Annotated in this window: 19 protein-coding genes; 9 read left to right on the forward strand and 10 right to left on the reverse strand. The window is 44.6% G+C overall.

Annotation, left to right across the window (positions count from 1 at the left end; translation table 11 throughout):
- From GO493_RS12545 to GO493_RS12555, 3 genes are all read left to right on the forward strand, one after another.
- Positions 1 to 793: Ig-like domain-containing protein (locus GO493_RS12545; RefSeq protein WP_157306522.1), on the forward strand; the 793-nt coding region annotated here is incomplete at its 5' end.
- 76 nt (positions 794 to 869) lie between these two features.
- Positions 870 to 1,847: a PorP/SprF family type IX secretion system membrane protein gene (locus GO493_RS12550; RefSeq protein ID WP_157306523.1), complete on the forward strand. Its 978-nt coding sequence runs from the start codon at positions 870 to 872 to the stop codon at positions 1,845 to 1,847.
- A 20-nt stretch (positions 1,848 to 1,867) separates the two neighbouring features.
- Positions 1,868 to 3,859: an OmpA family protein gene (locus GO493_RS12555; RefSeq protein WP_157306524.1), complete on the forward strand. Its 1,992-nt coding sequence runs from the start codon at positions 1,868 to 1,870 to the stop codon at positions 3,857 to 3,859.
- A gap of 114 nt (positions 3,860 to 3,973) precedes the next feature.
- Here GO493_RS12555 and GO493_RS12560 read toward each other — a convergent pair whose 3' ends face one another.
- Positions 3,974 to 4,522 (reverse strand): DinB family protein, encoded by a 549-nt coding sequence (locus tag GO493_RS12560; protein WP_157306525.1) that lies wholly within the window; start codon positions 4,520 to 4,522, stop codon positions 3,974 to 3,976.
- A gap of 122 nt (positions 4,523 to 4,644) precedes the next feature.
- On the opposite strand from GO493_RS12560, the gene GO493_RS12565 reads away from it, so the two are divergent.
- Positions 4,645 to 5,085, forward strand: a complete 441-nt coding sequence (locus GO493_RS12565; protein WP_157306526.1) for a YqgE/AlgH family protein — start codon at positions 4,645 to 4,647, stop codon at positions 5,083 to 5,085.
- 154 nt (positions 5,086 to 5,239) lie between these two features.
- Here GO493_RS12565 and GO493_RS12570 read toward each other — a convergent pair whose 3' ends face one another.
- The gene (locus tag GO493_RS12570) at positions 5,240 to 5,527 is read right to left on the reverse strand and encodes a hypothetical protein (protein WP_157306527.1); all 288 of its coding nucleotides are present in this window, start codon (positions 5,525 to 5,527) and stop codon (positions 5,240 to 5,242) included.
- 236 nt (positions 5,528 to 5,763) lie between these two features.
- Here GO493_RS12570 and GO493_RS12575 point away from each other — a divergent pair, with 236 nt between their 5' ends.
- Both GO493_RS12575 and GO493_RS12580 read left to right on the forward strand, forming a co-directional pair.
- Entirely contained in the window at positions 5,764 to 6,324 is a 561-nt protein-coding gene (locus tag GO493_RS12575; RefSeq protein ID WP_157306528.1) for a hypothetical protein, read from the forward strand.
- A gap of 49 nt (positions 6,325 to 6,373) precedes the next feature.
- A complete protein-coding gene (locus tag GO493_RS12580; RefSeq protein ID WP_157306529.1) occupies positions 6,374 to 6,961 on the forward strand; it encodes a Crp/Fnr family transcriptional regulator in 588 nt (195 codons plus the stop codon).
- Positions 6,962 to 7,012: 51 nt separating this feature from the next.
- On the opposite strand, the gene GO493_RS12585 is transcribed toward GO493_RS12580, so the two are convergent.
- The 8 genes from GO493_RS12585 to GO493_RS12620 all read right to left on the reverse strand — a co-directional run bounded on the left by GO493_RS12585 (position 7,013) and on the right by GO493_RS12620 (position 14,332).
- Positions 7,013 to 7,579: a DUF6620 family protein gene (locus GO493_RS12585; protein ID WP_157306530.1), complete on the reverse strand. Its 567-nt coding sequence runs from the start codon at positions 7,577 to 7,579 to the stop codon at positions 7,013 to 7,015.
- Between the two features lie 10 nt (positions 7,580 to 7,589).
- On the reverse strand, positions 7,590 to 8,333 hold the full coding sequence (locus GO493_RS12590) for a zinc finger-like domain-containing protein (RefSeq protein ID WP_157306531.1): 744 nt from the start codon (positions 8,331 to 8,333) through the stop codon (positions 7,590 to 7,592).
- Positions 8,333 to 8,581: a hypothetical protein gene (locus GO493_RS12595; RefSeq protein WP_157306532.1), complete on the reverse strand. Its 249-nt coding sequence runs from the start codon at positions 8,579 to 8,581 to the stop codon at positions 8,333 to 8,335. The genes GO493_RS12590 and GO493_RS12595 overlap by 1 nt, the downstream gene beginning before the upstream one ends.
- Before the next feature lie 2 nt (positions 8,582 to 8,583).
- Entirely contained in the window at positions 8,584 to 9,534 is a 951-nt protein-coding gene (locus GO493_RS12600; protein WP_157306533.1) for an SPFH domain-containing protein, read from the reverse strand.
- A gap of 37 nt (positions 9,535 to 9,571) precedes the next feature.
- Positions 9,572 to 10,891, reverse strand: coding sequence for an ankyrin repeat domain-containing protein (locus tag GO493_RS12605; RefSeq protein WP_198315700.1), 1,320 nt, complete (start codon positions 10,889 to 10,891; stop codon positions 9,572 to 9,574).
- 9 nt (positions 10,892 to 10,900) lie between these two features.
- Positions 10,901 to 12,082: an ankyrin repeat domain-containing protein gene (locus tag GO493_RS12610; RefSeq protein ID WP_157306535.1), complete on the reverse strand. Its 1,182-nt coding sequence runs from the start codon at positions 12,080 to 12,082 to the stop codon at positions 10,901 to 10,903.
- 106 nt (positions 12,083 to 12,188) lie between these two features.
- On the reverse strand, positions 12,189 to 13,601 hold the full coding sequence (locus GO493_RS12615) for a right-handed parallel beta-helix repeat-containing protein (RefSeq protein ID WP_157306536.1): 1,413 nt from the start codon (positions 13,599 to 13,601) through the stop codon (positions 12,189 to 12,191).
- A gap of 143 nt (positions 13,602 to 13,744) precedes the next feature.
- A complete protein-coding gene (locus tag GO493_RS12620) occupies positions 13,745 to 14,332 on the reverse strand; it encodes a Crp/Fnr family transcriptional regulator (RefSeq protein ID WP_157306537.1) in 588 nt (195 codons plus the stop codon).
- Positions 14,333 to 14,455: 123 nt separating this feature from the next.
- Here GO493_RS12620 and GO493_RS12625 point away from each other — a divergent pair, with 123 nt between their 5' ends.
- The 3 genes from GO493_RS12625 to GO493_RS12635 all read left to right on the forward strand — a co-directional run bounded on the left by GO493_RS12625 (position 14,456) and on the right by GO493_RS12635 (position 19,211).
- Positions 14,456 to 15,352, forward strand: a complete 897-nt coding sequence (locus GO493_RS12625; protein WP_157306538.1) for an SDR family oxidoreductase — start codon at positions 14,456 to 14,458, stop codon at positions 15,350 to 15,352.
- A 149-nt stretch (positions 15,353 to 15,501) separates the two neighbouring features.
- Positions 15,502 to 18,462 carry a ligand-binding sensor domain-containing protein gene (locus GO493_RS12630; protein ID WP_157306539.1) on the forward strand — a complete coding sequence of 987 codons (2,961 nt, stop codon included), beginning with the start codon at positions 15,502 to 15,504 and terminating at the stop codon, positions 18,460 to 18,462.
- Between the two features lie 2 nt (positions 18,463 to 18,464).
- Positions 18,465 to 19,211: a LytR/AlgR family response regulator transcription factor gene (locus GO493_RS12635; RefSeq protein ID WP_157306540.1), complete on the forward strand. Its 747-nt coding sequence runs from the start codon at positions 18,465 to 18,467 to the stop codon at positions 19,209 to 19,211.
- Positions 19,212 to 19,335: the final 124 nt, after the last annotated feature.

Genomic DNA, 19,335 nt, shown 5'->3' on the forward strand with positions numbered 1-19,335 from the left:
CAGCAACGTTACTATACCTGTACTGACAAATGATGCGCCGCAAGGTAGCCCGATCGTTCCTTCAACGCTGGAAATAGTTACACAGCCGCAACATGGTACCGTAACTGTGAACACTGATGGAACTGTTTTATACACTCCGGACCCCAATTATACAGGTACAGATGTATTTACTTATAGAGTACAGGATGCCTCAGGCAACTGGAGTAATACCGCTACAGCAACTATTACAGTAACACAGAGAGACACTACTTCTCCTGTAGCTGAAAATGATGCTACAGATATCAAAAAAGGAAGCAGCGTCACTATTCCTGTGCTGACAAATGACGCCGCTGCAGAAGGGCAAATAGATCCTTCAACAGTAGAGATCATTGCACAGCCTCAACATGGTACTGTGATAGTGAACACTGATGGTACAATAGTATATACTGCTGATGCAAGTTACACCGGCGCAGATACATTTACCTACAGAGTGAAAGACGCAACCGGTAACTGGAGCAACGTTGCTACTGTAACTATTACTGTAACACAGAATGATATAGACATTCCAAATGTTATCACTCCTAACGGTGACGGCGCCAATGATAAACTGGTAATAAGAGGATTAGAGAAATATGTCCAGAACGAAATTATCATTTTCAACCGCTGGAACAACATGCTTTACAGGCAGAAGAATTACCAGAGTGAATGGGATGGCCAGGGCCTGAACGCAGGAACATATTACTATACCCTGAAGGTGCAGGATGTCGCAGGGAAATGGCATACCATCAATGGGTTTGTAATGCTGATGCGATAAAACGAACAGTAAGACTACCGGCATGGCCGGTAGTCTTCTGAAACAAACAGGTCCTAACAAAAGTTAAAACAAGTTTATGTATAAGATCTTTACCAGGATAATTCTCCTGCTGATATATTCTCTTATGTTCCTGCCAGCCTACAGCCAGCAGGACGTCCAGTTCAGCCAGTACATGTTTAACGGCTTATATATCAACCCTGCCTATGCAGGTTACCGTGAACAATGGAATGTGAACGTCTTTTACCGGACCCAATGGTCTGGCTTTCCCGGAGCGCCCAAAACCTTCTCTGCCGCTGCAGATGGAACTATTAACAACAAACGCGTAGGATTAGGTTTACAGCTCATGAATGACCAGCTGGGAGCACAGAAGAATACCGCATTATATGGCAGCTATGCTTACCGTATCCCTGTAGATGAAGCGGGTAATAAAACCCTGGCAGTTGGTATCAGTGGAGGCATTCTCCAACAAAAGCTGAACGTGGAAGCCCTGAACCCGGCTTCACAAAATGACGTGATGTTCTCTAACGCTAAAAAAACATCACTGATGCCAGATGTAAGAGTGGGAGTTTATTACAACAGCGAAAGGTTCTTTGCAGGATTATCCGCAGATAACCTTACTACTAATACTTTCCAGCGCTCCGGTACACTAAAGAACTATGTACCGTTAAAGCCACACCTGTACCTCACCGCCGGCGGACTGGTCCCATTGTCAGAAGAGGTATTAATGAAGCCTTCCTTCCTGCTGAAAGAAGATTTTGCAGGCCCAACCAGCATAGACCTGAACGCCTTCTTCCTGTTAGATCAGAAGCTCTGGCTGGGAGCGGCTTACCGCACTGCATTGTTTAACAGGAATAACATAAACAGCTCAGTTACCAAATCAGGAGCTGTAGTAGGCCTGGTACAGATATTCATCAACAGTAAACTCAGGATGGGATACGCGTATGATCAGACAATGAACGGAACAGGCGCTAACAGCTACCCTACTCATGAGCTTTCCCTGGGTTATTTCTTTGCAGCACCCAAGGCCAGGATGTTATCTCCAAGATATTTTTGATCACTATTACAGCAATCACTATGTATAAAATAAAATACAGCTTCTCCTCTTTTCTGGGCCTGATGATAGCCATTGCAGCGTGCAGGACAGCACAGGGACAATACATCATAAAACAGGCTGACAGTGAAGCTTCCCTATACAACTATGCAAAAGCTATTCCCCTGTACGAAAAGGCTTATCATAAAAAGAATTCTTTAACAGCAGCAAGAGGACTGGCAGACAGCTACCGTTTACTGAACGACTATGACCATGCAGCCTCCTGGTATGAAAAGCTGTTATCTATGCCGGACCATACGGAAAATGATGAGATACACTACGCAGGCACTCTTATCAACCAGAGTAAATATGCAGAAGCTAAAACCCTGTTGCAGAACTATCTGACCAGGCAACCGGACAACAAAACCGCTGTATCCATGCTCAGGGGTTGCGACAGTGCAGTAACCTGGCTGGCCACGCCGGTAAAGGGTGATTTCGAAAACATGAAAGCACTGAACAGCCCCTGGTCTGACTGGAGCACCGCATTTAGTAACGACAGGATCATATTTGCATCTGACCGTCCTTACGACTCTCTTAGACGCACACCTGCCTTCAATACCAGTAATATCCGGAAAAAGTATTACGGATGGACGGGCAACAGCTATCTTCACCTGTATGAAAATAATGGAACAGACAGCAACAGCACCAGGCTGCTGGGAAGAAACATTAATGGTGATTATCATAGTGCAAATGCAAGCTATACGGCCGACGGACAAAAACTCTACTATGCAGTAACCGAGCTGAAAAGAAAACGGAACTCCCTGCTGGGTAAAGACGAACCGTATACACTGCATATCGAGATCATGGAACGACAGCGGGATACTGCCGGAAACTGGAAGCCCAATACCTCTTTCCCTTATAATGGTATCTTCAGTTATCCCGTAGGCGATCCTTTCATCACTCCAGACGGACAGACCCTCTATTTCGTTGCTGAATACAAAGACCAGGGATACGGAGGTACGGATATCTACTATAGCCGGAAAGACAATGAAGGTAAATGGCAATCTCCTGTAAATATGGGACCGGATATCAATACTGCCGGGGACGAGCGTACTCCCCTGGTTGACAAAAAAGGTGCGCTTTATTTTGCATCTGCCGGTCATCCGGGAATGGGCGGACTTGACATATTCAAAGCCGAAGAAAAGAACGGCCAATGGACCGCGAGGAACATGGGTAGCCCTGTGAACAGTGCCGGCGATGACCTTGCACCTGCTGTTATCAATACTACTTTATACTTCTCTTCTAACAGACCCGGCGGCAAAGGCAGCGATGATATTTATCGCTTTACTCCGTACAGGGTCCTCATCTTTAACCTGACCGGCGTTATACTGGATAAAAAGACCGGTAAAGCGCTGCCTGATGCCGAAGTAACCCTTTATAACGAAGGGACCGGTATACAGCAAAAGGCTGTTACAGATGCACAGGGTAATTACAGCTTCCCGCTGGACAGCATTTCCAGCTATGGGCTGAGTGTGGCAAAAACAGGTTATAACCCTGCAACAGGATTCAGCCTCACAACAAAAGGCCTGTCTGAATCTGCCGCCCTTCGCCAGGACGCATATCTTACAAGTCCTGAACCAGAGCCAGCCAAAACACCTGCGCCGGTACCGCCAACCAGGAAAACCTTCAAACTGGAGAACGTGTATTTTGACCTCGCAAAATGGAACATTACACCAGCGTCAATGCCGGAGCTTGATAAACTGGTCAGCCTGCTGAAGGAGAACCCTGACTGGAAAGTAGAACTGGCTACCCATACTGATTGTCGCGCCAGTGACAGCTACAACCTGAAATTATCGCAACGCCGTGCAGAATCAATTGTAGGCTACCTTATTTCTAAAGGCATTGCTGCCAGCCGGCTTGTAGCTAAAGGTTATGGCGAGACAAGACTGCTGAACCGCTGTGCCGATGGTGTACGCTGTACTGAAGCAGAACACCAGGTAAACCGCAGAACGGAATTTACGATATTGGATAAGTGATGGCAAGCACTAATACAAACACCCAAAGGCTGTATCGTTTTCAGATACAGCCTTTTTTGTATGTCAGTAATGATTATTGACATACAGTCATGAATAACTATGGAGAATTCTTTCTCAGAATAACTTTTCCTGTGGTGGTTTTATTTCCTGCAGACGTATATATATCGTTGTCTGACCGCGATGATGTGTCTGGTGCTCAAACGCTTTATTCAACAGCGCAAATTTTGTTGACTTAAACCTGTTGAACAGCGTTACCTCTTCCCACCATTTCTTTATATCAGAATTTTTAACTGCGTTAATAGCATAATCATAACTGGCCATAACATAAGATACCACTGAATCCTTATTCTGAGCAGTAGCGCGCTTTTCCAGTTCGAAATTGATCCCGTCCGGGAACTTACCGGGTGTAACCTGGGATGTCAGAAATACATTTGCTGTAGCTATATGCAGCATCTGTTCTGCAAAGCTGCGGATACTGTCATTAGGTCTGAACGAATACTTATCGGCCGGCATAGTGTTCAGGTATTCCGTTGTATATTCCTTTGCCCTTTCCCAGTCCTTCACCATTTGTTCCCTGACCGTTTCCAGGGATTGCGCCCCTGCTTTTGGAGCCAGCATAAGAGCCAGTACAGCTATACTGAGCTGTTTGATCAGTTTTTTCATAAACTTTATTTTGGTGGTAAACATATTAGAATTAATATCATAACAGCAGAGCCGGCGATTTGGTTTAGAGTATTGCTGAAAATTCATCAAAGCAATAGCAACTTGTGTTACCTTTGAAATATATGAACGCGGGCAATTTTTTGAACAGTACATCCCTCCTGGAGGAAACCTTTTTTGAGAATGCAGTAATATTCATTACAGAGTATAATGAAAAGGGGGCAATGGGCTTTGTAGTGAACAAAGAATTTCCCAGAAAGCTGAATGAGCTGGAAGAATTTAAGAATATAAAACCTTTTTCGTTGTATGAAGGCGGGCCGGTAGACCAGGAGCATCTTTACTTTGTACATCGGCGGCCTGACCTGATAACCGGTGGTACACCGGTGACTGATAACATCTTGCTGGGAGGAGATTTCAAAGCAGCTGTGTATTATATTAACAATGGCACTCTTACAGAAAAAGATATCAAGATATTTATAGGTTACTGCGGATGGGATTACGAGGAGCTTGATGAAGAAGTGGCTGAAGGTAGCTGGCAGGTCAGAGAAACAGGGACAGTGTTTTAAGAATATCTGACGCTTTAAGCTGAGCTGGTATAACTCCTTATATAAAATGATAACTCCTTATATAAAATGTTAATGTTGCTCAAAAAAATTGCTTTCACCTGAAGGCAAAAGCAATTTTTAAGCAGAGATCCGCTAAAAATTTACTTCTCTGTCACTACAATGCGGTAATAAGAGTAATGCGTATGGCTTCTCCCGGCTCTTTAGGGTCTGCATTATTCATTACCAGTCCTATTTCAGGACCGTTTGAATAATCTCCTGCCTCGTAGGGATTGTTAGCTAATGCGACAACATGCGCTGAACAATCCATACCCGGAGATTTTGTGAGATCTTTAAGATCGACCGGGTAGGTGTTGCCACCACCACGTATAATGGCCCATCCAAGTTTGACACTGATTGTCGGAGTATTCTCCAACCTGATAAGATATTCGTTTCCCTGTCTCATGTAACGGTATTTTGAAGTATACAATATGCCTACTCTTATCAAGGTTTTTCGGCATCCACCTTTCTTTAAAATTAGTCTTATCAGAAAAGGCGAATAGTGAAGATGCCTTCAATGGAAGGAGAAAGGGAGGCAGTGGTGAAGTTTGGGGTATTAATGGTTTTGCCGGTAAGTTCTTGATTTTTGTCAAGAAAAGCTGCTCCCCGGTATGATACCTTTGATGTACTAAAAGAAATTAAATGAAATATTTAGCGTCTGTATTATTATTTGGCTTTATTACCGGAATGGAAGTATCTGCCCAGACCACTACCAGCAAAGGACATGTTGAAATTGAAGCTGACCCCATTGCTTATGCCCTTAAAGGTTATTCCGTTCATCTTGGATACCAGAAGAATTCTTTCCGTTATGATGTTGGTATTTTTGGTATTGAAGTTCCAAAATTCCTCAGTGAGAATGATGATTTTAAAGAATATTCAAGAGGATTTGGTCTTAAAGTTGACTATACAGGAAAAGAAGCAAGAGGATGGTTTATCGGAGCTCAGTCTGACTATACGTTTGAAAGAGCTACTTATAAGAAGAACGGACATAAGGAAAAAGGAACAACGCTAAGTGCGGGCATCAGGGGAGGTTACCGTATTATGTTCAGTGGTAAAAACAGGGATGGGAAAGGCTTTTATATTACTCCCTGGATAGGCATTGACAAAGTATTTCAGATAGATGAGATCGTTTTCGAAGAGCATTCTTATGAGAATCAAAGCTTTCGTATATTCCCTACAGTACATTTAGGCTGGCGTTTTTAACGGAATATGAAAAGAGGTATATTTATGATACAATCATAAATAACCTACAATGCTGGAACTACAGGAGTATATTAAAGCCTGCTTTGGAGTAATGCAGGCTGATGAACTGGAGACAATAAGTACATTCTTCAATCTAACCACCCTGAAAAAGGGAGATACTTTTCTTCATGCAGGGAGAAGCTGCCAGAAGCTGGCATTTGTTCAGTCAGGCTATATGAGAATATCAGCCACGACAGAAGACCGGGAAGTAACACAATGGATATCAGTAAAAGGGAATTTCGTAACAGATCTGTCCAGTTTTATTTTTGAAGGCCCTGCACGCTGGACAATTCAGGCATTGACAGACTGTGAGGTATACATAATCAGTAAGGAAAAATATAAAGAGATAGGAGAAGTAGTGAGCAGCTGGCCTGAACTTGAAAAGCTGTTCCTGGTACGGTGTTTTGTGATACTGGAAAACCGGATCTACAGTCATCTTTCCATGACAGCTGAAGAGAGGTACCGGTTCTTCTATGAACATAACAGGGAACTGTTTAACCAGGTGCCCCTGCAATACATAGCTTCCATGCTGGGAATGACACCGGAAACATTCAGCAGGATAAGGAGGAAAGAGCTCCCCCCCAGACAAAGTGTTTAGCATCAACAGAAAACCCTTTATAATAAAGGGTTTTCTGCCTGTAAAAGTACTTTAAAACGTAATATCGTCTGCTACGTTTCCGCCTTGTGCAGAAGCAAATAATTGCTGGTATTTTGCACGATAAGCTTCCTGCCTCTGGCTGTATCCTTCAAAATCAGCCTGCAGATCTGCATGTATCTCTGCATTCCACTGAGAAGCTGCGATCTGGAAATCACCCAGGGCGATGCCATATTTCTCTACTATCCATTGAGCGCCGTCCAGACCGTATTCGTACGCAACGTTCCTTGCTACTTCCAGTTCTTCGTAGAAAGCTCTGTCTGCTTTGATCTGTGCGGTATATCCACCTCCACCTGAGGCGCCGGCTGTTGCATTGCTGAATTTCGGATGCTGGTCTGCCTGTCCGAAGTACTGACCGAAGAGCGTTATAACTTCAAAAGTAGAGTCCTGTTTCATACGTTCAGCCCAGAGCAGGCTGGCTTCCTGCCATACTGGTAATTCTACACCAAGTGCTCCGGCAACGGCCTGCTCGTCCATGCCGTTTCCCAGTTTTGCGCAGGCTGCGCTGTAATCTTCGAGGCTGATACCGTGAATAGGTTCTAGTAGTTGGTTCTGAGACATGAATTTGTTTTTATGGATGTTCAATATTGTTGTCTTTCAGCAGACGTAGATAGAATTTCTCATTCTCTGCCGCCATATCGGGTACGATCTTGTTCCATTCGTCAAACATGGCACGAAGGTATTGTTTGTATAAGAGCGGATCGTTGGGATAACCGTCTTCATAGGCCTTCTGCAAATGTGCAGTACGCTGCTCTGCCAGGCTGCGGGCCTGATGCAGAACCAGCTGTGCGCCGGTGGATGGTAAAAAGGTGTTCTGGGTCTGACAATAGGAGCATGTCATATAAGTGGCGATGAAGAACATTTTGGATATCGTTATTTTCCCACCACACTGTTTACAGGTGAACTTGTCTCTGATGGCTTCAAATGCTGCCAGCTGTTCCTGGTAGAAGGCTTCCAGGTCTCTCCTTTCGGCCGTTTCTTCCAGCAACTCGGTATAACGTTGAAGTTTTTCTTCAAATTCATTATGCCGGTCGTAGCATGCCTCCCGGAAATCATATGCTATATCTCCTACAGAATACATTGTTCCGATGATCTTCTCTTCTCTTACTTCATCTGCTTTCTCCCTCATTTGCCGCAATTGCCCTAATAATCCCGATAACATACGGCCATGGGCTCTTTTAAAAGGGTCCTGGTCTTCTTCAAAAACTTTTTTCAGCTCGGGGATAGCGGCAGTGCACATCTCTTCCATCCGGGCTTCCAGTTTTTCAAGGAAAACAAACCATCGTTCCTGTGTTTGTTTAAGTATTTCCTCCATTATGAATTGTTACTCTTCTTTATGTGAATGCCATCAGTCAGTTTAATATCCATGAAGCTGAAGCCACAGTATGCACAGGCGGTTAATCCATCCCTGTAGGCTCTTCCGGCGCCACAATTGGGGCAATCGCGTACTTCCATACGTGCTTCTTCAAAAGTTCCGTCCCCTCCGTAGTTCTGCTGATTCAGGGCTTTTTCCTTTAGTTTTTCCAGGAAGGATTGTGTCCGTTTTTTTTCTTCTTCGGGCATATTTACAGGAGTTTTAACAGCTCTTCTTTTTTAGCGGTATATTCTGCTTCGTTGATCAATCCTTCATCAAAAAGCAGTTTGAGCTTTTTCAGCCTTGCTGTCACATCTTCAGCCGGCTGGGACTGGGGCTGGGCTGCCGGCCGTTGCTGGTTCATGATCATAGCCATTGCCATTGCCTGTTTGGCAGCGTCATTCATTGTGGTATGGTCATTCCCGATAGCGTTGGCCATGTTAAATTGCGAGAATTTATTCATGTCGTCCACCATATTCATACCGGTAACGGTATCATAATGCTTCAGTACTTCTTCCGGTAATGTAGCGCTGACAACTGTAAAGCTGGTCACCTCCAGTCCCAGCTCGTTAAAATACGGCTGAATAAGCGGCTGTACTTTTTCATTCAGAGCAGAGAGATTACCGGCTACATCTATCACGGCAATATCAGCCTGTGCCAGTACTTCTGTAAACTTCGGCGCTATAAAGTCACGCAGTTCCCATTCCAGCTCTGTAATGGTCAGCTGAGGATAGGTACCAGCATACTCTTTGAAGAATTTTCCTATATCTGATATACGGACATTGAAAGAGCCGAAAGCGCGGACCCTTACCTGTCCGAATTGCTTGTCCCTCATCAATACCGGTGCAGGCGTTCCCCATTTAAGATTGAAGAACTGACGTGTATTGAAGAAATAGACATCAGCTTTAAAGGGGCTTTTGAAGCCATATTTCCAGCCTTTGAGGCGTGTGAACAGGGGAATGTTCTCTGTTTCCAACTTATGTCTTCCTGCGGTGAACACATCGGCCAGCTGGCCTTCATTCAATAGCAGAGCAGACTGGCTTTCCCTCACGGTTAACATAGCTCCGTCCTTTATTTCCTTGTCCTCGTCAGGAAATTTCCACATGAGGAGGTTGGGGTCGGGAGTTACAGATTCAATGATCTCAATAAAAGGCAATTGCATAATCGATCAATATATATTAATAAAGTACCACTTTTAACTAAGCCGTTTTACCAGCCAGGATCTTTGCCTTTTGCTCCTGGAATTCCGCTTCAGATAAGATGCCGGCGTCAAGTAATTCTTTCAGGTCAAGCAATGCTTTCTTTATATCCGGTACAGCTGCTGATGCAACAGGAGCAGTCTTACCTGTGTTAGTACTTTGCCCCAGCAGCAGGGCTGCTATTTCGTTAAATCCTTTGATGGAAGCATAATCGATCGCCTTCTGTTCTTTCGAATTCACTATGATAGCATCTGCGCCCTGCTCCAGCAAGTATTTCACAATATCTTTCTTACCTGCGGAAGTAGCATAATGCAGCGCTGTGTTACCTGATTCATCCTGTATATTGACGTTAGCCCCACGTTCCAGCAGGAGTTTGACCATACTCAGGTGACCATTCTTTGCAGCTACATGTAACATGCTTTCTCCTCCGTAACTATAGCTGTGGTTAAAGCTGAAGCTGGCTTCCATAGACAGGTTATTGGATTCTTCCACCCAGCTGAGGTAGGTGCTCATGCTTTCTGTACTGCCGGAAACCGGTTGGCTGAAGTTCACATCCACCCCGTTATCCAGGAACAGGCTTACTATCTCTTTCTGATTATTGGCACAGGCGTACCAGATAGGTGAAAGTCCATCCTTCGATGTTACCTGTACATTAGCTCCATGTTGTACCAGCAGGTTGGTAAGCATACGGTTGGTATCGTAACAGGCAATGAGCAGGGCAGAATCGCCGGCATGATTCACATGATCTACGTTGGCATTATTCTCCAGCAGTAAGCTGACCATGGGCTGATTTTTGGTACGTATAGCCATCAGCAGCGGAGTATCACCAATTTTGTTGGTAGCATTTACGTTGGCGCCATTTTTTATGAGCAGTTCTGCTATGTCTTTATTGCGCCAGGCAGCAGCTATCATTAGTGGCGTTTCTGCATTGTTATTTTCCCCGTCTGCTTCCATGCCCTGTTCCAGCAATTTCTCCATCACTTCCCGCTGGCCGGTCCGGGCAGTAAGGTGCAGCAGGCTATTACCCTGGTTATCATTGATATTGAAACGGGCGCCTTTCTCCAGTAGGTAAAGCGCTGTCTGTTTCTGTTTTTGCAGGCAGGCGAAATAAAAAGGTGTTTCTCCGTTATGATCTTCGTAATCAATGTCAGAGCCGGCTTCCAGTAAAAGTTTTACGAGGTCCAGGTATCCCTGGTGAGCGGCGTAATGAATGGCAGTGCGGCCTTTCTCATCTGTATAAGTTACATCCACCTCTTTATTGGCGAGCAGGATTTCCGCGATTTTTCTTTTGCCGCTTTCACAGGCAATTATAAAAGACATGGACATGGACTATACCTTATGTTTTAATAATAGTTCAACTGTTTTAGACTTGAGATTATCCTGTACGGCCAGCATCATGGGTGTCTGGTCCTGATCGTTGGTAGCATTAGGGTCTGCATCATTCTCAATGAGCAGCTTTACCTTGCGGTACAATTGCCGGGCGGCTTCCTGTTCATAGTTCACATTATAAGCGCATACTTTGTGCAGCAACGTATTTCCTGCATCATCTTTCCTGTTTACATCTACCACTCCGGTTTGCAATACAGCTTCCAGCATTTCAGCCGGCTGTTCGCAGAGCCAGTCCAGTGCGGATTTTTCTCTTCCGTAGTGTGGAGATGTCTGGTATACATCGGCCCCGTCGTTCACCAGGGCTTTCAACAGTGCAGCCTCTATTTCGGTTCCCCTTCTACGCATGCGTACAGCGCCGAGCAACAGTGTTTCGCCGTTCTTATTAACGATATTGAAGTCTGGTGGGGTGAAAGCAGCAAGCCGCCTGTAAGTATCTGTATCGCAAACCTGGTGGACCAGAGCGGCATAAAACGGCGTTTCTCCGTTCCTGTCAGGCTGGTTGAGGTCTGCTCCGTTCTGCAGCAGGAAGTCGATGTATTGCTTTTTATTCTTGTTAATGGCGAAGTGCAGGGGTGTGTCTCCGACAATATTTCCTTCATTAACGTCTAGTCCCTGTTCCAGCAGGAAAGCGAAATATTCCAGGCCTTTTTCTTCCCGGATGCCGAATTCCTGTATAATCTTATACAGGTAGCCTGCATTTGCATTGTCTTTATATTGTACATTGCAACCTGCATCTACCAGTGCGCGGATGGTCTCTATCGGGGCCTGGCTCACAAATGCAACCTCCAGTAATGTCCTATTCTGAACAGCATCATTGATATTATCCAGCTTTGAGATAAAATCACGCAGGAATTGCTGTTGTTCATCCTCAGATGTTATTTGCCTGAAGAGAGTCTCAAAAATAGTACCATCCAGCTTTTCGTACTCATAAAGGTCCATTTCTACAGAACCGTTGTCTGCCAGTTCCAGTATCAGCCCATAGGCTTTAGCCTTCAGCAGGTTCTCAAATATCTGTCTGCTCTCATAACCTGGCAGGTTACGGGGGATCTTTTCTCCCTGCTGAAGAAGGGCTGAGGCTTCCATCAGGCTGTTTTTCTTCAATGCGTTTACCAATGCATTCATGTTGGATCGGATGTAATTTAGTCTGGGTTATATAAAACGAAGATAGGATATGTCCCCCTATCAATAAATCGCTATTTTTAGTGAGTTTCCCGAACAATGTATTTACTCACTTCTTATATTCAAAGCAACCAAGGTCCGGGCTATTCCCTGAGTAAGGCAGTCCGGCATCTATTCCTTTATCTACCAGGTCACTTCCTGCTGCAAGATGCAGAAAATCGTTGACAGGCAATGTAAAATCTGCGTTACGCGCCTGCGTTAGCAAAGATGCTGTAAGGCTTGCAAAATCTGCATCTGTGATACTTATATTGCTTAATTGAAAGTAGTTATTGCTTACATTGCATTTAGCCAGATCAATATTGATGATCTCGCTGGAAGTTGCTTTATAGCCCAGGTTATTCTTCAGCGTATGTCCGTATCCTGGTACATCTGCGGTATAATCAGCGCTCCTGTTAAGCATATTATAATTAACCGGGTTTTTATAGGCGGTATTATTATACCAGTCTGTGCCACCAAGATGGTGATTGGCGTAAAAGCCAGCCGTCCTGTTTTCGACAGCCAGGCAGAATTTAACGGTGTGGCGGGGAATAACGGGTGGGACCCTGCTGAAGTCGGTTACACCGAACCCGCCGATCTTGAATCCCAGTCCATTAGCCAGTTTTACAAATGAGGGGGAATAGCCGTTATGGAAAGACCAGCAGTTATCGAATGTAATAGCCTCCATGGCATTGATACAGTCAAATCCGTCATCGCTGTTAAACCATGCCCGGCATCCTCTGAAAACGTTGCCTGTATAACCTGCCCCACTTTTATTAGGATGGCATCCGAAGCCATCTACATTGCCGCCTTTTTTATCTTCAGAAACATCATCCCAGTTGTTGTAAGCATCGCAATTCAGTACCAGGTTATTGCCTCCTTTTGTCAGGTAAAAGCCGTTAGCCTTGCCATCATGCATTTTAAGTCCTTCGTAGATATTATTGCTGCCTTCGTTACGGAAGCATTCACTCTGCGTATGCCCGGTAAGCGTTACCTGTACACCTTTTACGTCCAGTCCTTTAATTGTGATATAAGATCCTGTAATGAGGAAAGCTGTGATACGTTTCTCTGCTGGTTTCACATTACTGAAGTCAAACACGGGTTTTTCACCCGGATAGGCCAAATACTGTATCCTGGCGCTGGCTGTGCCGCTTTTGTTGAGATAGGTAACGCAGGCGTATAACGATTCTGTCCTGGCTATCTGGGCTTCTGACATAACGTAGTTACCCCCACGTATATAGACGATATCTCCTGCAATTGCGGCGGTTTGTGCCCGCTGAATGGTCAGGAAGGGAGAATTGACAGAACCGTCGTTATTGTCGTTCCCTGTCGGAGCAACATAATAGGTTTTAACAGCCTGAGGACCAACAGCGGTAAGTTTAGCGGCTTTCAGTGTTTCCGGTTTTGCACAACCAATGACGCTCACAGCTATAAGGATAGCCAAACTCCTGTGGCGTAAACAATTAAGGGGGAATCGGTTCTTCATGGGTTTAAATTATCAAATAAATTTAGTTAACATTATCCACTGATTGATGGTGGTGTATCAGTTTGAACTTTTTTGCCAGGGGTATTGCCCTGCAGGCCAAACTGAGACACTATCTGATTGTTATTTCAATCAGATAGTGTAATTTATAAATTATTTTGTTTAAGCCGTGCATGTCTGATACGGCTAAGTGTTTCTCTGGATACGCCAAGAAAAGACGCCACCATATGTAGGGGTACACGTCTGAAAATGTCAGGGTATGAAGTAATGAAATCTTCGTATTTCTCTTCAGAAGTATAACTGATATTCTTCAGGATGCGTTGTTGGCTGATATCTAAGCTATTTGCCTTCAATTGATCTGAAAGGCCCTTAAATGTGGGAATTGCAGTAGCTAATTCCTCAAATTCGTCCCGTCTCCACAACATTACTTCTGAATCTTCCAGCGCTTCTATATTATATACTGACGGTGTCTGGTTATTATAGCTTTCATGGTCTATGGTCCATGTATCTTCAGGTGCAAACCGCATAATATATTCAGTGCCATCATCCTTTCTACGGTAAGTATATAACAGCCCTTTAGAAACAAATATTTTATACTGGCATACTTCTCCTTCTTTCAGCAACAGATGTCTTCTGCGCAATTTCTTCATTGTTGCGAGGGAGCATATATATTTCAGCTGATCTTTAGTAAGATCTGCTCTGGACATCATATAGTTTTCGAAAGCTTCAAACATCGCTGAAATTCAATTTGATTCAAAGTTAGGTCAAATGACCTCAAAAAATTGTGTCAAATGCCCTTGTTTCAGGGCAGCCTTCCGTCTCAAATTTGCATTGTTTACTAAACTAAAGTACAGAATATGCGTGTTTTTGTAACAGGGGCAACGGGCTTTATTGGCTCGGCCGTTGTCCGGGAATTAATTGGCGCTGGTCACCAGGTCCTGGGGCTTACCCGCTCAGATGCTGGCGCTCAGTCTCTTATAGCTGCCGGCGCCCAGGTGCACAGGGGAGATCTTATGGACCTGGAAAGTCTCCGGAGTGGCGCTGCCAAGGCTGATGGTGTGATCCATACAGCCTTTGTTCATGATTTCACTAAATTCCAGGAAAGCTGTGAGATAGAGAAACGCGCCCTTGAAGCGCTGGGCTCAGCGTTAGCCGGTTCCAGCCGTCCCCTGCTTATCAGTTCCGGAACGGGATTGCTCAAGGGTGGATTCCTGGCTACAGAGGAATATGTCTCCGCTTCCAGCCTGTCCTCTTCTCCCCGTATCATCTCGGAAGAAATGACTGGTTTGCTGACAGAGCGTGGTGTATGTGCATCGGCAGTGCGTCTTCCGCCATCTGTACATGGGGAGGGCGACCATGGTTTCATCTCTATTCTCATTAAAATTGCCCGTGAGAAAGGCGCTTCGGCCTACATAGGCGAAGGGCTTAACCGCTGGCCGTCCGTGCACCGGTTTGATGCGGCGCATCTTTTCAGGCTGGCGCTGGAAAAAGGGGTTGGAGGTGTCCGCTATCATGCGGTTGCAGAGGAAGGTATACTGTTCCGGGACATTGCCGGTATAATAGGCAAACACCTGAACGTGCCGGTTGTGAGCAAGTCTATGGAAGAAGCGGCTGCTCATTTTGACTGGTTCTCTTATTTTGCAGCAATTGATAACCATGTGTCAAGTGAACGCACCCGGGAACAACTGGGATGGCAGCCCAAACAGATCGGCCTGCTCCAGGATATTGACCTGGGACATTATTTCAGATCCTGAGAAGCCCCAATCTTTATTCTTCTGAAATCCCTTTGCTCCTGGCAAAGGGATTTTTTGTGCATATTTTCAGTTGGCAGCAGGCTTTTTTTATTAGCCTATTATTTACTATATTCATATGTTTCCACGGCCAATATGAAAAGAGAACCCTGATGCGTACCCTCATAATTCCCATTTTACTTTGCTGCTGCTTATGTGGCTATAGCCAGGAATTATCCTTCAAACAACTTACTGTTAAAGACGGGCTTCCGGGAGCGGTTGTTTACCAGGCATTACAGGATAAGAACGGGTTTATATGGTTTGCCACCAACCAGGGAGTAAGCCGTTTTGACGGAAGAACATTTACCAACTATTTCAGAGAAGACGGCCTGCCGGATAATGAAATAATAAAGTTGTACCTGGACAGGCATAACAATATCTGGTTTATTTCATTGCTGGGCATCCCATCTGTTTACCATAACGGCACTATTATCCGCTTTGATCATTGTACCGGAGTAACCAACATTTGTGAAGACCGGCTAACAGATTCAATCGTACTGGTAGCAGAACAGAACAGGGGCACCCAGGGCTTCAGAGGATATTACAGCGCAGTGAATACCCCCGGGAGATGGCAATTTATTCCGCATTTCAAACCGGACCTCTGGCAACAGCTCCGAAGCTGGCCAATATTACGGGCATCTTCCACACAAAAAGTCAGTTTCTACTTTTCAATTTTTGATACATTACACTATAGTATATCAGTTAAAGATAAAAGCACTGAAAAGCGTTACCTCTTTAAAAGATACGGATATTATCACCTTCCCTTCTCTACAAACGCTTTCTCCTCTCTTACTGCGGATAAGAAAGGTATCGTGTTCCATACTCCTGATTCCATTTACTACTGCAATGCTGAAAGAATATATCCTGTCATATCGTTACACCAGTTGGGTCTCATGCCGTTCAGAAATGATGACCTGAACTCTCTCTATTGTGAGAATGATTCTACTTTGTGGGTCTGTACCAGGAACCTGGGGCTGCTTTGTATAAAGAACTTCCTGACTTCCCGTTTTACCCTGCATTCTTACTTTACCAGCAGTTCCTGTACTTCAATTATAAAAGACGAAGAGAACGGATACTGGGTCACTACCCATGGTGAAGGCGTTTTCCATTTACCCGACATGAGCTTTCATACATTGTCTGATATGACAGTAAAGAATGCACTGTGTATAAGGGCATCCGGCAACAACATAATAACAGCCGGCTTTGCCGATGGCAGCATCATACAGGTAAATACTGTAAACCTGAGCAGCAGACAAGTACCTAACCAGACAGTCAGGAATAACAGGATACTTGAAATATGGCCTCTGGCAAATGGCAGGCTGCTGGCTGGGTCTGACCGCTCATTACAGCTGCTTGATAAGGGAATGGCTGAAGACCTTATTACAACTGATGTAAAGGCAATACATGTACAGCGGGATGGTACAATATTACTGGGTACATCCAGGGGGATGATACAGACAAAACTGAAAAGAGGGACTGATAAAGTACTGATTTCCAATAGAATTACCAGCCTGACTGGTTTGGACGGACAATATTACTGGGGTACTATGCATGGGGTATATACGTTTTCAAATGGAGTGGTACATTATCTTGGCCGGAAGTATCCTGCGCTGGCCGGTATTATACATCACCTGGATATAGCACCTGATACTGCACTATGGATATCTACCCAACAGGGGGTAGCAATACTGAAAGATTCCGTGCTCACATTTATCAAAAAAGAGCAGGGCCTGCCCAGCAATACCTGTAAACATGTCTCTTTTGATAAGAACACTGCCTGGGTATCTACCAACAAGGGCATTGCAAAGATAGACTATCACTGGCGTAAAGCCGGGCTGGCCTACACACTCTCCAACATAACAGAAGATGATGGGCTGGCCACCAATGAAGTGAATCAGACGTTACCTATGGGAAACTATGTATGGGCTGCCACAGCCAGGGGTATCTCCTACTTTCCGAAGAGTTATATCAGTCATTCCGCCCTGCATCCTATGATCAATATCAGCAGGATAGCGGCCGGCAATGAAACATTACCGGTAGCAGATACTATTGTACTGGGGCCCAAGAAAAACAAGCTTCAGATAGAGCTGTCAGGGATCTCCTACAGGAGCGGGAAGCAGATACATTATGAATACCGCCTGAAAGAGCTGGACAATAACTGGAATAACATTACGAACAATACAATAGAGTTTCCTGCATTACCTTTTGGACGCTTTACCTTCGAGGTGCGTGCAGTAGACAGATGGAGGGAAAAAAGCGATAGTCCTAAAAGTATAATTATCATTAATGATCCACCTTTCTGGAAAACCAACGGCTTCCTGCTGTGCATTTACCTGCTCAGCTTTATACTGACGGCGCTGGGATTCTACGAGGTTTACCGCCGGGTATTGCAGAAAAGGGAGGGAGAATATTACCTGAAAAAGCGGATGCATGACCTGGAAGTTATGGCGCTACGCGCGCAGATGAACCCACACTTTATCTTTAACTGCCTTACTTCTATCCAGTACTACCTGATGCAGGCCGATGTGAGGAATGCTCATGTTTACCTTCATAAATTCTCTATACTGATACGGAAGATACTGCAACACAGCACCACATCCGTTATTTCACTGAAAGATGAGCTACGGATACTGGAGCTGTACCTGGAACTGGAAGAATTGAGACTGGGCAGAAGAATGAAGTACCGGGTAGATGTATCTGATAACATCCCGCAGGAAGATATATTAATTCCTGCCATGATCATTCAGCCTTATGTGGAGAATGCTGTCAAACACGGCATTGCTCCACTGGAAGACAGGCAGGGCATATTAAACATTAAGATAACCCGCGCAGGTAATTATATTGAATGTATCATTGAGGATAACGGCCCTGGTATGCCTGCACCTATGCAAAGTGACAGCTCTAAAGAATATGGCCACGTATCTCTCGGCACCAGTATTACTGTTAACCGGATCAATACTATCAACACGCTTCAGAAACACCAGATAGTATTGCAGGTAACTGATAAACAAACGTTGGACAACGCTGCCAGCGGTACCATTGTTCATCTGCTCTTCCCAATAAAAACCCATTAACTATGCCCTTTAAAACCTTTATCGTAGAAGACGAAGAAAAAAGCCTGTATGTGTTACAGAAGATGATCTCCGATTTTGCAACTGATCTGACCATTTGTGGTAATGCCTCTCATATCAGCAGCGCCGTAAAGGCAATAGAAGTGAATGAACCGGACCTTCTTTTTATGGATATCCGTATTGCTGATGGCACCGGCTTTGATGTTCTAAAACAATTATCTTTCCGCAACTTTGAGCTGATATTCATCACCGCATTTGATAATTATGCATTGGACGCCTTCCGTTTTGCCGCTATTGATTATCTGTTAAAGCCTATTGGCATACAGGAGTTTGAAGATACCCTGACGCGCGCAAGGGACAGACTGACAACCAGGGCTCCGCGCACCTTCATTGATGAGCTGCTGCGCAAATTACCGGGAACCGGGTATGATAAAAAGATAAGCATACCTACTCCTCACGGTTATGACTTTGTGGACATGAAAGATATTATCTGGTGCGGGTCAGAAGGTTCGTATACCATGTTCTATCTTTCCAACGGCTCCAGGATCATTTCCTCCCAAAGGCTGGGTTTGTATGAGGAACAACTTTATTCCGCCAATTTCTTCCGGATCCATCACAGTATCATTGTTAACCTGCAATTCATTAAAAGCTATATAAAAGGCAAGGGCGGATATGTGATAATGACGGATGGTACTGAGCTGGAAGTATCTCAAAGAAAGAAGGGAGAGTTTTTAGACAGGCTGATGATGTAAGCATTTATTTGCAGTTATGACAGGAAACGATGCAGTTATCTGTTAAACCGATGCACTTATAAAATGCGGATCAACTCAGTACTTTCAGACTGTATCTTAGCAACCGTTCAGATAACCCGGCTAA

It is taken from the genome of Chitinophaga tropicalis (assembly GCF_009758205.1).
Classification (GTDB): domain Bacteria; phylum Bacteroidota; class Bacteroidia; order Chitinophagales; family Chitinophagaceae; genus Chitinophaga; species Chitinophaga tropicalis.

What these genes read in the sequence shown, in the direction of transcription:
- GO493_RS12550 (WP_157306523.1), top strand. Translation starts at nt 870, where the DNA reads ATGTATAAGATCTTTACCAGGATAATTCTCCTGCTGATATATTCTCTT.
- GO493_RS12555 (WP_157306524.1), top strand. Translation starts at nt 1,868, where the DNA reads ATGTATAAAATAAAATACAGCTTCTCCTCTTTTCTGGGCCTGATGATA.
- GO493_RS12560 (WP_157306525.1), bottom strand. Translation starts at nt 4,522, where the DNA reads ATGAAAAAACTGATCAAACAGCTCAGTATAGCTGTACTGGCTCTTATG.
- GO493_RS12565 (WP_157306526.1), top strand. Translation starts at nt 4,645, where the DNA reads ATGAACGCGGGCAATTTTTTGAACAGTACATCCCTCCTGGAGGAAACC.
- GO493_RS12570 (WP_157306527.1), bottom strand. Translation starts at nt 5,527, where the DNA reads ATGAGACAGGGAAACGAATATCTTATCAGGTTGGAGAATACTCCGACA.
- GO493_RS12575 (WP_157306528.1), top strand. Translation starts at nt 5,764, where the DNA reads ATGAAATATTTAGCGTCTGTATTATTATTTGGCTTTATTACCGGAATG.
- GO493_RS12580 (WP_157306529.1), top strand. Translation starts at nt 6,374, where the DNA reads ATGCTGGAACTACAGGAGTATATTAAAGCCTGCTTTGGAGTAATGCAG.
- GO493_RS12585 (WP_157306530.1), bottom strand. Translation starts at nt 7,579, where the DNA reads ATGTCTCAGAACCAACTACTAGAACCTATTCACGGTATCAGCCTCGAA.
- GO493_RS12590 (WP_157306531.1), bottom strand. Translation starts at nt 8,333, where the DNA reads ATGGAGGAAATACTTAAACAAACACAGGAACGATGGTTTGTTTTCCTT.
- GO493_RS12595 (WP_157306532.1), bottom strand. Translation starts at nt 8,581, where the DNA reads ATGCCCGAAGAAGAAAAAAAACGGACACAATCCTTCCTGGAAAAACTA.
- GO493_RS12600 (WP_157306533.1), bottom strand. Translation starts at nt 9,534, where the DNA reads ATGCAATTGCCTTTTATTGAGATCATTGAATCTGTAACTCCCGACCCC.
- GO493_RS12605 (WP_198315700.1), bottom strand. Translation starts at nt 10,891, where the DNA reads ATGTCTTTTATAATTGCCTGTGAAAGCGGCAAAAGAAAAATCGCGGAA.
- GO493_RS12610 (WP_157306535.1), bottom strand. Translation starts at nt 12,082, where the DNA reads ATGAATGCATTGGTAAACGCATTGAAGAAAAACAGCCTGATGGAAGCC.
- GO493_RS12615 (WP_157306536.1), bottom strand. Translation starts at nt 13,601, where the DNA reads ATGAAGAACCGATTCCCCCTTAATTGTTTACGCCACAGGAGTTTGGCT.
- GO493_RS12620 (WP_157306537.1), bottom strand. Translation starts at nt 14,332, where the DNA reads ATGTTTGAAGCTTTCGAAAACTATATGATGTCCAGAGCAGATCTTACT.
- GO493_RS12625 (WP_157306538.1), top strand. Translation starts at nt 14,456, where the DNA reads ATGCGTGTTTTTGTAACAGGGGCAACGGGCTTTATTGGCTCGGCCGTT.
- GO493_RS12630 (WP_157306539.1), top strand. Translation starts at nt 15,502, where the DNA reads ATGCGTACCCTCATAATTCCCATTTTACTTTGCTGCTGCTTATGTGGC.
- GO493_RS12635 (WP_157306540.1), top strand. Translation starts at nt 18,465, where the DNA reads ATGCCCTTTAAAACCTTTATCGTAGAAGACGAAGAAAAAAGCCTGTAT.